Here is a 14,898-nt window from a genome sequence, read left to right as displayed (position 1 = left end):
CTCCTTGCGTGTGAGCTGATCGAGCTTGGCAACGATTTGTCGAGTCTAATGTTCCGCTCGTAGCGGCTGTCATCGGGCAGCGGGTTGTGTGTCATGCCTTCGGAGGACACGCAGAAGTGCCCGGCGCCGGTTCCGGCGCCGGGCACTGACAGGAGGTGCCGTCAGGCGCGGCCTGCGGTCTTCTGCGTCCTGCGGGTGACGGAGTCGATCACGACGGTGGCCAGCAGCACACCACCGGTGATCATGTACTGGATCGGCGTGGCGATGCCCTCCAGCGCGAGTCCGTACTGGATCGAGACGATCACCATGACGCCGAGCAGCGCGTTCCAGGTGCGGCCGCGGCCGCCGAAGAGGCTGGTGCCGCCGATGACGGCCGCCGCGATGACGTTCATCAGGAGGTCACCGGCGCCGGCGCTCTGGTTGGCGGCCGCGATCTTGGAGGCCCAGAACAGGCCGCCGATGGCGGCGAAGGTGCCCGCGATGGCGAAGACCGAGACGCGGACCGCCGTCACGTTGATACCGGCGCGGCGGGACGCCTCGACGCTGCCGCCGAGCGCGAAGATCTTCCGGCCGTACGCGGTGCGCCGCAGGACGAAGTCCGTGATGACCAGCACCGCCAGGAACAGCACCAGCGCGAGGGGCAGTCCCTTGTACTGGTTGAACATGAACGCGGCGGCGAAGGACACGACCCCGAGCAGGGCCGAGCGGAAGATGATGTCCCCGACCGGCCGGGACGGGATTCCGGCGGCCTCACGACGGCGGCTGTCGAAGAACGACGAGAGGAAGAAGACCGCCACGGCGACCGCGGCGAGGCCGTAGGCGGCCGCCACGTCCGAGAAGTAGTACGTGGTCAGCTTGCCGACCACGCCTTCACCGTCCAGGTTGATGGTGCCCTGGTCGCCGAGGAGCTGGAGCATGAAGCCCAGCCAGAAGAGCAGTCCCGCCAGGGTGACGGCGAACGCGGGTGCGCCGATCCGGGCGAAGAAGAATCCGTGCAGGGCTCCGATGGCCGCGCCGCTCGCGATGGCGACGAGGACGGCGAGCCACTCGTTCATGCCGTGAGTGACCGTCAGTACGGCGACGATCGCGCCCGACACACCGCTGACCGAGCCGACCGACAGGTCGATCTCACCGAGCAGCAGCACGAAGATGATGCCGACGGCCATCATGCCGGTGGCGACCATCGTGACCGCGATGTTGCTGAGGTTCTGCGCGGAGAGGAAGTTCGAGTTCAGGCTCTGGAAGATCACGCAGATGAGGATCAGACCGATGACGACCGGGATCGAGCCCAGGTCACCGGCGTGCAGCTTGCGCTTGAACTCCGAGACGTAGCCGGCGAAGCCCTGCTCGCGCACCAGCAGCCGGGGGTCGACCGCGGTGACCGCGTCATGGGCGGCGTCCGGGTTCACTACCTCGTGTCCGCCGCCGATGGGGGCGGAGGTCTTTTCGGTGCTCACTTCTGCGCCTCCGAGGTGCGCGCCGCACGACGGGTCACGGCGTTGTCCGTGGCGCCGGTGATGGCGGAGATGATCTCTTCCTGCGAGGTGGACTTGACGTCGAAGACGCCGTTGTTCCGGCCGAGCCGGAGCACCGCCACCTTGTCCGCGACGGCCTTCACATCGGCCATGTTGTGGCTGATGAGGATGACCGCGTGGCCACGCTCACGCAGCCGCTCCACGAGGTCGAGCACCTGTGCGGTCTGCTCGACGCCGAGGGCGGCGGTGGGCTCGTCGAGGATGACGAGCTTGGGCTCGCCGAGCATCGAACGGGCGATGGCCACGGTCTGCCGCTGACCGCCGGAGAGCGAGGCGATCGGGATACGGACGCTGGGGATGCGGATCGAGAGCGTGCTGAGCAGCTCACGGGAGCGGCGCTCCATCTCCACCTCGTCGAGGACGCCGCGCTTGCGCAGCTCCCGGCCGAGGTAGAGATTGCCGACGACGTCGATGTTGTCGCACAGCGCGAGGTCCTGGTAGACGGTCGCGATGCCCAGGTTCTGGGCGTCGTGCGGCTTGCCGATCGACACCGGGCTGCCTTCCCATTCGATGACGCCCTCATCGATGGGGTGCACGCCGGCGATCGTCTTGACCAGGGTGGACTTTCCGGCGCCGTTGTCGCCTACGAGGGCGACCACCTCGCCGCCGTGGACCTCAAGCTCTACGTCGGTGAGCGCCTGAACAGCACCGAACCGCTTGGAGACCCCGCGCAACGCCAGCACGGGCGTAGCGGACACGTGAACCATCTCCTTCGCCGCCTGACCGGCGGGGATGCCGCGCCGTAGGGGTGGCGCGGAGGTTGAGCAGAAGCGAACGACACTTGCGTCGATGGGAGAAGCGTTTCTGTCCGGTGCCCCGCCCCGATAGCGGGGGCTGGAAGGGGGCAGGGGCACCGGGCAGGCTTCGCGGGCGGTCCCTTCCGGGACCCGGGGCCTACTTCAGGCCGAGCGCGTCGCAGGCGGCCTTGTACTTCGGGGTGCAGATCTCGGCGACGGTGTAGACGCCGTCCTTGAGGACCGTGTCCTTGATGTTGTCCTTGGTCAGCGAGACGACCGGGACGAGCACCGACGGGACGCCCTTCTGGGTGGGGCTGTCGACCTTGGACTTGGCGATCGAGTCGAGCTTCTCGCCCTTGGCGAGCGCCACGGCCATCTCGGCGGCGGCAGCGGCCTCCGGCGCGTACGGCTTGTAGACGCTCATGAACTGCTCACCCGCGACGATCCGCTGCACACCGGCGAGCTCGGCGTCCTGGCCGGTGACCGGCGGGAGCTTGGAGAAGCCGGCGGCCTTCAGGGCGGTGATGATGCCGCCCGCCATGCCGTCGTTGGCGGAGTACACGCCGACGATCTTGTCCTTGCCGATGGCCGAGATCGCCGCCTCCATGTTGGCGTTGGCGTTCTCCGGCTTCCACTCCTTGGTGTCGTACTCCTTGCCGACGTTCACCTTGCCGTCGAGCTCGGCGTGGGCGCCCTTCTTGAACAGGGCGGCGTTCGGGTCGGTGATCGCGCCGTTCATCATCACGATCTGGCCGTCCTTGGCCTTGGCGCCGAGCGCGGCGAGGAGCGCCTTGCCCTGGACGTGGCCGACCTCTTCGTTGTCGAAGGAGGTGTAGGCGTCGATCGGGCCCTCGGCGAGGCGGTCGAAGGCGACGACGGGGATGCCCTCGTCCTTGGCCTTCTTCACGCTGCCGGCGATCGCCTTGGAGTCCACGGCGTCGATGATCAGCGCGTCGACCTTGTTGGTGATCATCGTGTCGACCTGCTGGGTCTGCAGCGTCGCGTCCTGCTTGGCGTTGGCGTAGACGACCTCGGCCTTGCCGTTCGTGAGCTCGCTGATCTTCTTCTCGATGAGCGGCTTGTCGAACTTCTCGTAGCGCGCGGTCTGGTTCTCGGGGAGAAGGAGACCGATCTTGATGTCGTCGCCCTTCGCGGCGCCGGTCTTGGAGCCGTTGTCCCCGGACTCCTTGGCGCTGCCACAGGCGGCGAGGGACACGGCCATCGCGGTGGCGGCCACAGCCACGGCGGCACGACGCATCTGCGTGTTCATTCAGAAACCTCCCTGACGAGGCCGCGTCCTTGCGGCCGAGGTGGCTCGAAGTCAACTCGGCCGCAACGCCAGCGTCAAGAAGTAAATTCTTAACGAGATGACAACGGTGCCGTTCGTTATCTAAGTGAAGGCAGGCGTCCCGGCCGGTACCGAACTGTCCAGAAGTGTCGAATCGCCCATTTCACTGAGTACGAGTGCCAGCGCCCCCAGCACCTCGGCCCGTCCGCCCAGCGCCCCCGGAAGGACGGAGAGCTGGCGGGCTGCGCTGGGAATCGCGTACCTGGAGACCGATTCACGGATCGGTGCGAGGACCAATTCTCCCGCTTCGGCCAGATTCCCGCCGAGCACGACCCGGCTGGGATTGAGCAGATTGCACAGATTGGCGACGCCGCTCCCGATGTGCCGTCCCACGTCGGCGATCACCCGGCGGCAGCCCGGATCGCCCTCCCGTGCGAGCTGCACGACGCGTTCCATGGTCAGATCCGGGCCGTGGCTCGGCTGGAGCAGTGGCAGGACGTACCGGGCGGCCGCGAAGGTCTCCAGGCAGCCACGGTTGCCGCAGCGGCAGACGGGACCCGACTCGTCCAGCGTGATGTGGCCGATCTCCCCGGCCGTACCACCGGGGCCCCGGTAGATCTGTCCCTCTATGACGAGACCGGCGCCGACACCGCTGGCGACCTTGATGTACGCGAGGTCCTTGACCCCGCGGCCGCTCCCCCAGACCAGCTCGCCGAGCGCGCCGAGGTTGGCGTCGTTGTCGACGTACACCGGCACCCCGAGACGGGCGCAGAGCTCCTCGCTGGGGTTGATCCCGGTCCAGCCCGGCAGGATCGAGGTGGAGCCGAGCGTTCCGGACTCGACGTCGATCGGGCCCGGGACGCCGAGGCCGACGCCGATGACCTTGTCCCGGCCGATCCCGGTGGCCTCGATCAGCCGTGTGACCAGCTGTTCCGCCCGTCCGAAGCCCTGCGCGGACGACGCGTCGACATCGAGCGGCTCGGACTCCTCGGCGAGCACCTGGTGGGCCAGGTTCCCGACCGCGACCCGCAGGTGGGTGTGGCCGAAGTCGACACCGATGACGACGCCGGCGTCCCCGCTGAGTGAGACGCTGCGGGCCCGGCGGCCGCCCGCCGAGGTGGGCGTCACCTCGACGGTTCCGCCGTCCTTCAGTTCACGAACGATGTTGGAGACCGTGGCGGCGGACAGGCCGGTGCTCCTGGCGATCTCGGCCTGGGTGAGCGAACCGGCCATACGCACGGCCCGTACGACCCGCTCGAGATTGGCCCGATGCAGAGATGTCTGCGACCCCGGAGTCTCCATCGACTCACACACTCCCGCTGTTTACTCCAACATGTGAACTCTAAGGGGAGCCTTTCGGGTCGCTTCCCGTCAAGACCTGAGCATGCGCAGAACCGCCCGCCGGCGGCTGCCGACGGGCGGTGTACGCGTCACACGAAGGGCGCGGAGGGTGCTTCGGTGCTACTGCGGAGGCTGCTTCGGTACTACTTCAGAGCTCCTGCCGTCAGACCGGCCACGACCTGGCGCTGGAAGATCACGTACGCCGCCAGCACCGGCAGCATCGCCATCACCAGGCCGGCGAACAGCCCGGACCAGTCGCCCTTGTACCCCTGGCTGACCGCAAGCTGCACCAGGCCCTGGGAGAGCACCTTGTTCTCCTGCTCGGTGTTCAGCACGGTCGGCAGCATGTACTGGTTCCACTGCCCCAGGAAGTTGAAGATCCCGACGCTGATCAGGCCCGGCTTGGCCATCGGCAGCATGACCTGGAAGAACGTCCGGGTGTGCGAGGCCCCGTCGATCAGGGCCGCCTCGGCCACCGAGGTCGGCAGCGTACGGAAGAAGGCGGTCAGGAAGAACACGGTGAACGGCAGCGAGTAGGCGATGTAGACCAGGATCAGGCCGTGGATCGTGTTCAGCAGCTGAATGTTGTTCATGACGTAGAACAGCGGGACCAGCGCGAGCATGATCGGGAAGCTCATTCCTCCGATGAAGAGGAAGTAGATGAAGCGGTTCCCCGGGAAGTCGAAGCGGGCGAGGACGTACGCCGCCATGGAGCCGAGGAGCAGCGTGCCGGCCAGCGACCCGGCCACGACCAGGATCGTGTTGAGGAAGTAGTCGCTCATGTGCGCCTGGCTCCAGGCGCGCGACCAGTTCTCGAAGTGCAGCGTGTCCGGCAGCGACCACGGCGAGCTGAAGATCGCGTTGTCGTCCTTGAAGGACGTCATGACCGCCCAGAGCAGCGGCATGACGACCATGAAGGCCCAGAGGATCAGCATGCCGTGCGAGAAGACGTTGAGGACCTTGCCCTCGCCGCGCTTCTTCTTCGCCGGAGCGGAGAGTTTGGCCACCGGCACCGGCTCGTCCGAGCGCGGGGCGGGACGGATGTCGTCTGTGACCTTCACCGGGAATCACCTCGTGCTGTCATTCCGGCCGCCTCGGCCGAGCTGCCGTTCTGCCGGGGGTCCGGGGGCCCCGCGACGGAGTCGCAAATGTATTCGTCCCCGGGAAAACACCGCATCTCAGTACTCCAGCCGCTCGCGCCGGCCCAGCTTCATCACGACGGCCGCGAAGGCCAGCGTGACGATGAGCAGGGCGACGCCGATCGTGGTCGCATAGGCCGCCGCACCGTCGCGGAACGCCGACTGGTACACGTACAGCACCATCACGGTGGTCGAGTAGTCGGGACCGCCCGGACCCGTGGTCATGATCTGCACCACCGCGAAGGACTCGGCTCCGAGCGCGAGGATGCCCATGTAGACCCAGCCGGACTGGATGGTGTCCCAGAGCAGCGGCAGCGTGATGCGGAAGAACGTGGTGATCCGGCTCGCGCCGTCCAGCAGCGCCGCCTCGTAGAAGTCCTTGGGGATGGAAGCCATGCCCGCGGAGAACAGGACGACGAAGAAGCCGACCGTCGACCAGACGAGGACCGCCATCACACACCACAGGGCGAGGTCCGGGTCGCCCAGCCAGAGCGGCTGGATGCTGTCGAGGCCGATGGCCTTGAGGGCGGAGTTGATGGCTCCGCTCTCCGGGTTGTACGCGAACTGGAAGAGCAGGGCGACGATCGCGATCGAGAGCACCTGCGGGAAGAAATAGGCGATCTTGTAGAAGGAGGAGCCGCGCACTCCGGAGACCGCGGCTCCCTTCCGGTGCCGTCCGCCGACATTGATCATGAAGGAGAAGAACAGCGCCAGGCCGATCGTCACCAGCGGCAGCAGCAGCGCGAACAACAGGCTGTGCTGAAGCGACTTCCAGAAGATGTCGTCGTCCAGAAGCCGCGCGTAGTTGTCGAAGCCGACCATCTTGAAGTCGGGACTCAGGCCGGTCCAGTCCGTGAACGAGTAGTAGATGGACTGGACGAACGGCCAGATGACGAAGACCGCGTACAACGCCAAGGGGGCCGCGAGGAACCCCACGATGAACCGGTACTTGCCGTGTTGCATGGTTACCGATCCCGACCTTCCGGAGTGTGCTGCCGCTGGTGCTGTGTACTCCCGGGGGCCCGCCCCCGGGCCCCCGGGCCGCTCACTGGTGCTTGTAGTGCTTGATGGAGGAGTCCTGGGCCGCCTTGTCGGCGAAGCCCTGGATCTTGCTGATGGCCTCGGCCGGGGTGAGCCGTCCGGCCATCATCTCGCCCAGACCGGCGACGCCGATCTGCTCCTTCTGGAGCTTGACATACCAGTCCTGCAGGCGCGGGTTGACGACATTCGTTCCGGCCTTGTCGAGCGCGGCGACTCCGGACTTCAGACCCGGCGTCAGCTCGATGCCGTCGGTGCCGCCGTTGAACGCGGTCAGCGACTTGACCTGCTTGGTGAAGTTCTTCGAGGACTCCTCGCTGAGCATGATGCGCAGCTGCTCCATGCCGCCCTCGACGTTCTTCGCCTTGGCCGGAACGATGAAGGGCTCACCACCGGACGCCCAGATGGTGCCGAACGGCATCTTGTCCGACTTGTCGAGGCCGGAGGGGGCGGAGACCGCCAGGTTGAAGTCCTTGGGCATGGTGGCGGCCGCCTCGTTCTCCACCCAGGAACCGTTGGGGATGAACAGGGCCTTGCCCTTGGTCCAGGCGGTCTGGGACTGGATGTGGTCCAGGCCCGGGGTGCCCTTGAGGATGTAGCCCTTCTTGTAGAGCTCGTAGTACGCCTCGAACGCGGCCTTGACGGCCGGGTGCTTCCAGGCGTTGGGCTCCAGGTTGTCGATGGCGTCGAGGACCTCGACGCCGCCGATCTTGGCAATGAACGGGTAGAGCGAGAACGGAAGGTAGTAAGGGTGCTTGCCCGCGTACGTCCAGCCGGCGATGCCCTGCTTCTTCGCCTTCTCGCACAGGGCGAGCATCTCGTCCCAGGTCTCGGGGTACTGGGCGTCGAGCTTGTCGAGCGCGGTCTGCGAGTACCAGACGCCGTAGACCGTGTAGGCGTAGTAGAAGATCCAGACCGGGTCGCCGTCGAACTGGCCCATCTCGACGATGCCCGGACGGAGCGTGTCGCGGACCTTCTTGTTCGGGTCGTCGATGGAGGCGGCGTCGAGCAGCGGGGTGAGGTCGGCGAGCTGCTTCTTGCCGACCAGGACACCCATGTCCATCTGCTCGGCACCGGAGTTGTCGATGAGGTCCGGCGGGGTGCCGCCGTTGAAGCGCGGCTGGAGCTCCGACTGGATCTTCTGGGTAGCCTTGTGCTTGACCTTCGGGGCCTTCGGGAAGGCCGTGTTGAACTTCTTCTCGGCGTCGATCGCGTACTGCTGGCCGAATCCTCCGTCGAAGATCACGACCTCGAGGGCGGCGGTCTCGTTGACGCCGAGCGGGTTCTCCTTGGTGACCTTGCCCTTGTCGACCTTGTCGCCACCGCTGCCGCCGTCGCCGCTGGCGCAGGCCGACAGGAAGCTCATCGCGGGAATGCCGGCCAGGCCGATTGCCGCCGATCGCTTGATCAGATCGCGACGGCCGAGACCGCCGTTCGTGTGCGCGGAGGTGGATCCCATGCTCAAGTCCTCGCCTTCTCCAGGACTCAGGCGGTGAACCGGTCGCCCGTCCTTCTCGCCTGAGGCGAAGGGCCCCGCCACCGCGGTCAATTACTGAAGCTGGGTCGTGCAGGGGTGTCGTGGGGAACGGAGAAGTGCGGGCGGCAGGCGGCGCTTTCGGCTGCCCGGCTGTCCGGCCTCCCCCCGTCCCCCTTGTCCGCCACCGTGTCACCGGCAAGTCCGGACGCCGACAGGTATAGTCCACTTCCCGCCACGTGAGCAAGATCGAAAGCAAGGTTGGGCGGCAGTCTTTCCCGAGTTGAGACCTCGCGGACACGAGACCCGCCCGGATCCGTCCGCCGGGGGATTCTCGCCGAATCGGCCGATTCCGTGTCCCACACACCGTCAACACCCTTGACACCATGCGGCACTTACCTCCCTACTGGTGCCTGCGCATTGCGCCTGACAACGTTGTCCAGCATCGCTTCGGCGGGAGGAAAGGCTCAGTATGCAGCCCAGACCCAGCCCTCGGCACAGACTCACCCGCGCGGCCGCCCTGATGGCGGCCGCTTCCCTGTTGGTGGTGACGGCGCAGTCGGCGGCCACCGCGCTCCCCTCCCCACCCACCGCCCCGTCCCAGGAATTCTCCACCTCGTTCGAAGCGGACGAAGATCAGCCCGACTGGCGCAATACCGTCGAAACAGGCCCTGACGGAAAGAAGCGGTCCGCGGGGGTCGACGGGGGATTCTCCTCCGGAATACCGGGCAATGTCACCGACAAGGTCATCGAACTGCGTGCCAGCGACGAGAACTCCGGCGCCGGGGAGACCAAGGAGAATCTGGTCGATCTCCAGCCGTCCACCAAATGGCTGGCGTTCGAGCCGACGGCCTGGGTCGAGTTCGACATGGACGCCCCGGTCAAGGTCGCCACCTACGCGCTCACGTCGGCCAACGACTTCGACATCCGCGACCCCAAGGACTGGACCCTCAAGGGCTCACCCGACGGCAAGGAATGGAAGGTCCTGGACAGTCGCGAGGGCCAGACCTTCGAGAAGCGCTTCCAGACCAGGACGTACGACATCAGTGCCGCGAACGCGGCCCCGTACGCGCACTACCGGCTGGAGATCAGCAAGAACAACGGCGCCTCGGACATCACCCAGCTGGCCGATGTCCAGTTCTCCGACGGGAACACGCAGACCCCGGCCCCGGAGGACATGCGCAGCCAGGTCGACCGCGGCCCCGGCGGCTCCCCCACGGCGAAGGCCAACGCCGGCTTCACCGGAAAGCGAGCCCTGAAGTACGCGGGCACGCACAAGCCGGACGGCCGCGCGTACTCGTACAACAAGATCTTCGATGTCGACACGGCCGTGAGGCGCGACACGGAGCTCTCGTACCGGATCTTCCCGTCGCTTCCCGAGACCGACCTCAACTACCCCGCCACGAACGTGGCCGTCGATCTCGCGTTCACCGATGGCACCTATCTGAGTGACCTCCGGGCGGCCGACTCGCACGGCGGGCTGTTGACGCCGCAGGGACAGGGCGCCGCCAAGCGGCTCTATGTGAACCAGTGGAACCAGGTGGCGTCCCGGATCGGCTCGGTCGCGGCCGGCAGGACCGTGGACCGGATCCTGGTGGCGTACGACTCGCCCAGGGGGCCGGCGAAGTTCCAGGGCTGGGTCGACGACATCCGCCTCGCGCCCACGGCGCCCGAGAAGCGGCTCGCGCATCTTTCGGACTACGCCTCGACCGTCCGCGGGACGAACTCCAGCGGCTCGTTCTCGCGCGGCAACACCTTCCCGGCGACCGCGGTGCCGCACGGCTTCAACTTCTGGACCCCGGTCACCAACGCGGGCTCGCTCAGCTGGCTGTACGAGTACGCGCGCGCGAACAACGCCGACAATCTGCCGACCGTGCAGGCGTTCAGCGCCAGCCATGAGCCGAGCCCCTGGATGGGCGACCGGCAGACCTTCCAGCTGATGCCGTCCATCGCCGAGGGCACGCCCGACCCGGCGCGCACGGCCCGCGCGCTCCCCTTCCGCCACGAGAAGGAGACGGCGCGTCCGCACTACTACGGTGTGACGTTCGAGAACGGGCTGAAGGCGGAGATCGCCCCCACCGACCATGCCGCGATGATGCGGTTCACCTATCCCGGTGAGAACGCCGCGGTGCTCTTCGACAACGTCACCGACCAGGCCGGGCTCACGCTCGACCCGGCGACGAGCTCCTTCACCGGCTACTCGGACGTCAAGAGCGGGCTGTCCACGGGCGCCACCCGGCTGTTCGTGTACGGCGTCTTCGACGCGCCCGTCACCTCGTCCGCTGCACAGGGCGTCAAGGGCCATCTGCGCTTCGACGCGGGTGCGGACCGTACGGTGACATTGCGCATTGCAACGTCACTGATCAGCATCGACCAGGCGAAGCAGAACCTCGCCGCCGAGATCCCGGCGTCGGCGACCTTCGGCGGGATCAAGGACCGGGCGCAGGACGCCTGGGACGACATCCTCGGCCGGGTCGAGGTCGAGGGAGCGACCCACGACCAGCTGGTGACCCTCTACTCGTCGCTCTACCGGCTGTACCTGTACCCCAACTCGGGCTTCGAGAAGGTCGACGGCAAGGACAAGTACGCGAGCCCGTTCTCCGCGCAGACGGGCCCCGACACCCCGACCCACACCGGCGCGAAGATCGTCGACGGCAAGGTGTACGTCAACAACGGCTTCTGGGACACCTACCGGACGACCTGGCCGGCGTACTCCTTCCTGACGCCCAGGAAGGCGGGCGAGCTGGTGGACGGATTCGTCCAGCAGTACAAGGACGGCGGCTGGATCTCCCGCTGGTCCTCCCCCGGCTACGCCGACCTGATGACGGGCACCTCGTCCGATGTCGCCTTCGCCGACGCGTACGTCAAGGGCGTGCGCGGCTTCGACGCTCAGGCGGCGTACGAGGCCGCGCTGAAGAACGCGACCGTGGCTCCGCCGAGCAAGGGAGTCGGCCGCAAGGGCATGGAGACCTCGCCGTTCCTCGGCTATGCCTCGACCCAGACCCATGAGGGCCTGTCGTGGTCGCTGGAGGGCTACCTCAACGACTACGGCCTCGCCAAGATGGCCGACGCCCTGTACGCGAAGACGAAGAAGGCGCGCTACAAGGAGGAGTCGGCGTACTTCCTCAACCGGGCCCGTAACTACGTCACCCTCTTCGACTCCAAGGCCGGTTTCTTCCAGGGCCGGAATCTGAAGGGCGACTGGCGGGTTCCCTCGGCGCAGTACGACCCGCGCGTCTGGGGCTACGACTACACCGAGACCAATGGATTCGGGTACGCCTTCACCGCCCCGCAGGACTCACGCGGCCTCGCCAATCTCTACGGCGGCCGCTCGGGCCTCGGCAAGAAGCTGGACACCTACTTCAGCACTCCGGAGACGGCCTCGCCGGAGTTCGTCGGCTCGTACGGCAGCGTCATCCATGAGATGACGGAGGCCCGCGACGTACGAATGGGCATGTACGGGCATTCCAACCAGGTCGCCCACCATGTCACCTACATGTACAACGCGGCCTCGCAGCCCTGGAAGACGCAGGAGAAGGTGCGCGAGGTCCTCTCCCGCCTCTACACCGGCAGCGAGATCGGACAGGGCTACCACGGCGACGAGGACAACGGCGAACAGTCCGCCTGGTACCTCTTCTCGGCGCTCGGCTTCTATCCGCTGGTGATGGGCAGCGGGGAGTATGCGATCGGCTCACCGCTGTTCACCAAGGCCACCGTGCACCTGGAGAACGGCCGCACCCTGGTGGTCAAGGCCCCGGCGAACAGCGCGCGGAACATCTACGTGCAGGGTCTGAAGGTCAACGGCAGTTCCTGGAACTCCACCGCGCTGCCGCACGCGCTGCTCGCGCGCGGCGGAACGCTGGAGTTCGACATGGGCGCGAAGCCGTCGCGCTGGGGTACGGGCAAGAACGCCGCTCCGGTGTCCGTCACGACGGACGACAAGGTTCCGTCGCCACGGCACGATGCGATCAGCGGGACGGGCGCGCTCTTCGACAACTCCTCCGGTACGGAGGCGGCGGTCGAGGCGGCCGTGGAGCTGCCGGTCGCGGGCGCCGCCCGCGCGGTCCAGTACACGCTCACCTCCTCGGCCCGGGACAAGGCACCCGCGGGCTGGGTGCTGCAGGGCTCCCGGGACGGTACGGCGTGGACCGATCTGGACAAGCGGTCCGGTGAGACGTTCGCCTGGGACAAGCAGACCCGTGTCTTCACGGTCGCGCGCCCCGGGACGTACGAGAAGTACCGGCTGGTGCCGGCCGGGGCGGCGACGCTCGCGGAGATCGAGCTGATCTCGTAGCCGGGACGGTGCACGACGGTACGCACAGAGGCGGGGCTGCAGCCGAGGAGGCTGCGGCCCCGCCGTATGGCCCTGTGCCCTGTGCCGCGGTCCGGCACGGGTCCGTGGGCCCGGACCACGTCGAACCGGGGGCGGTGATCGTGACCGGAGGGCCTGCCGGAAGATGACCGTCATGTCGAACACTTCGCGGCGCAGTCTGCTCGCCGCCTTCGCGGCTTCTGCCGCCTCCGTCCCCCTCAGCGGTCTGGCCGCCGCGCCCGCGCGCGCCGCCGAGTCCGCCGCCGCCTCCGTACAGCCGCTCGCGGCCCCGGCGGGGCTCGGCTCGGCGCGGTCCTCGGTGACCCTGGTCCCGCTGGACGCGTCGTTCTTCTCCCAGGTGTCGCTGACCACCCCGCTCACCGCCACCGTGCTGCCGGGCACACCCGTGCGTACCGAGGTCGCCTCCGGCGGCAAGCGGGTCGCGCTGCTGACCCACGGGGCCCGGACCGTCGTTCTGCCCGGCCCGGAGCGTACGTTCACCGAGAACAAGAAGCCCTTCGTGGACGACTTCCAGCGCCTCGCGCCCGACGTCGATCTTCAGGACGATCACCCCGACTTCTGGGGAACTTCGCCGGGCGGCGGCAGTTGGTCCACGTACGGGCCCACCGAAACCAGGACGACGGACTACTCACTGGTGCCGGGCAGCGCCGTCATCAACGTCAGCACCGAGAACAGGAGCCGCTGGGCGACGGTGCGCGACGACGAGATCAGCGACGTGGACGTGCGGGCCACGGCCACGTTCGACAAGGTGCCCACCGGTCAGGCCTGTTCGTACGCCCTTGTCTTCGGCTACGGCGGTGTGTCCGACAACTACCGGGCCCGGCTGTCCTTTCTCACGACCGGCGCGGTCGAGCTGCGGGTCGAGAAGGAGGTCGCCGACACCGTCACCCAGTTGACCTCGGTGCTCACCCTCGCCACGGGCAATCCCGCGGGCACCGCGTGGACGATCCGGGTCCGTCGCGAGGGCGCGGGCATACAGGTCAAGGCCTGGCGTGCGAGCGCCGCCGAACCGTCCGCGTGGGCCGTCGACATCAGCGATCCCACCATCGCCAAGGGCCGGGTGGGGCTGCGCGCGTTCGCCGGTACCGGCTGCACCAGCCTTCCGGTGAAACTGACCGTCAGCCGCTTCCAGGTGGACGCCGCCGACTGGGCGGTGCCCCCCAGCGTCACGCACGGCGACTGGGTGCGGGTGCTGCCCGAGCCGTTCGACGGGAACTGGACGCCGGAGCTGGAGCAGACCATCCGGGGCTGGGCCGGTTCGACGGCGCCGGACGTGCTCGCGTACGCGGCGATGTTCCTCGCCGGGGCGCCGGCCGTGACGAGCGGGGACGGCCAGACCAAGGGCAAGACGGTGCTGGGCGGGGCGGGCTACGGTTACCTGGACCCGCAGGGCTACCGCTACGAGGGCGCCGACTTCCACGAGTACATGAACCTCGGCTGGACTTTCCCCGACGGGACCTACGTCGGGCCGTCCAGCAAGCAGATCGGCAACCTCGACTGCTCGGGCTACACCCGCATGGTCTACGGCTACCACATGGGCGTGCCGATGGCCGCTGACGAGGACACTTCGGGGAACCGGATCCCGCGCAGGTCCCGGCACATGGTCGACTACGCGCCCGGCGTGCGTATCGACCGGACCGACGGGACGAACCCGCCCACCGCGACCCTGCTGCAGCCCGGCGACCTCGTGCTGTTCAACGCCGACTCGGGCGACGACGACCTGCCGATCGTCACGGTCGACCATGTCGGCATCTACCTGGGCGAGGACGCGGCCGGCAAGCGCCGCTTCCTGTCCAGCCGCAAGACGGGCAACGGACCGACCATGTCCGACCTGGGCGGTGCCTCGCTCCTGGACGGCACCGGCACCTACGCCAAGAAGCTGCACACCGTGCACCGCATCTGACGCCGCGGGGCGACCTGGCGCTGCTGCCGCAGCGGCGGTCCGCAACGGTGCTCTGACCTCGCGCTTGCGTAAGGCGCTGGACACGGCGAAGGGCCGCACCCCCGGGCGAC

Annotated in this window: 9 protein-coding genes; 2 read left to right on the top strand and 7 right to left on the bottom strand. The window is 67.7% G+C overall.

Translation table 11 applies throughout. The features are described from left to right. Positions 1–161: 161 nt before the first annotated feature. The 7 genes from ACZ6ZQ_RS28680 to ngcE all read right to left on the bottom strand — a co-directional run bounded on the left by ACZ6ZQ_RS28680 (position 162) and on the right by ngcE (position 8,537). Entirely contained in the window at positions 162–1,457 is a 1,296-nt protein-coding gene (locus tag ACZ6ZQ_RS28680; protein ID WP_469771404.1) for a sugar ABC transporter permease, read from the bottom strand. Next, positions 1,454–2,242, bottom strand: coding sequence for an ATP-binding cassette domain-containing protein (locus tag ACZ6ZQ_RS28675; RefSeq protein WP_469771403.1), 789 nt, complete (start codon positions 2,240–2,242; stop codon positions 1,454–1,456). The genes ACZ6ZQ_RS28680 and ACZ6ZQ_RS28675 overlap by 4 nt, the downstream gene beginning before the upstream one ends. 187 nt (positions 2,243–2,429) lie before the next feature. After that, the gene (locus ACZ6ZQ_RS28670) at positions 2,430–3,542 is read right to left on the bottom strand and encodes a substrate-binding domain-containing protein (RefSeq protein ID WP_469771402.1); all 1,113 of its coding nucleotides are present in this window, start codon (positions 3,540–3,542) and stop codon (positions 2,430–2,432) included. A 120-nt stretch (positions 3,543–3,662) separates the two neighbouring features. Next, a complete protein-coding gene (locus ACZ6ZQ_RS28665; protein ID WP_469771401.1) occupies positions 3,663–4,862 on the bottom strand; it encodes an ROK family transcriptional regulator in 1,200 nt (399 codons plus the stop codon). Positions 4,863–5,044: 182 nt separating this feature from the next. Next, complete coding sequence (locus tag ACZ6ZQ_RS28660) at positions 5,045–5,962, bottom strand: carbohydrate ABC transporter permease (RefSeq protein ID WP_469771400.1); 918 nt, start codon at positions 5,960–5,962, stop codon at positions 5,045–5,047. A 117-nt stretch (positions 5,963–6,079) separates the two neighbouring features. Then, complete coding sequence (locus ACZ6ZQ_RS28655) at positions 6,080–7,003, bottom strand: carbohydrate ABC transporter permease (RefSeq protein ID WP_469771399.1); 924 nt, start codon at positions 7,001–7,003, stop codon at positions 6,080–6,082. Positions 7,004–7,085: 82 nt separating this feature from the next. Beyond that, positions 7,086–8,537 (bottom strand): N-acetylglucosamine/diacetylchitobiose ABC transporter substrate-binding protein, encoded by a 1,452-nt coding sequence (gene ngcE, locus ACZ6ZQ_RS28650; protein WP_469771398.1) that lies wholly within the window; start codon positions 8,535–8,537, stop codon positions 7,086–7,088. Between the two features lie 487 nt (positions 8,538–9,024). On the opposite strand from ngcE, the gene ACZ6ZQ_RS28645 reads away from it, so the two are divergent. Further along, positions 9,025–12,846: a GH92 family glycosyl hydrolase gene (locus ACZ6ZQ_RS28645; RefSeq protein ID WP_469771397.1), complete on the top strand. Its 3,822-nt coding sequence runs from the start codon at positions 9,025–9,027 to the stop codon at positions 12,844–12,846. A 172-nt stretch (positions 12,847–13,018) separates the two neighbouring features. Next, complete coding sequence (locus ACZ6ZQ_RS28640) at positions 13,019–14,788, top strand: NlpC/P60 family protein (RefSeq protein WP_469771396.1); 1,770 nt, start codon at positions 13,019–13,021, stop codon at positions 14,786–14,788. Positions 14,789–14,898 lie beyond the last annotated feature (110 nt).

This window comes from Streptomyces sp. NPDC053673 (assembly GCF_055585225.1).
Note: the sequence above shows the minus strand (reverse complement) of the source record. Positions and strands in the feature narration are given on the sequence as shown.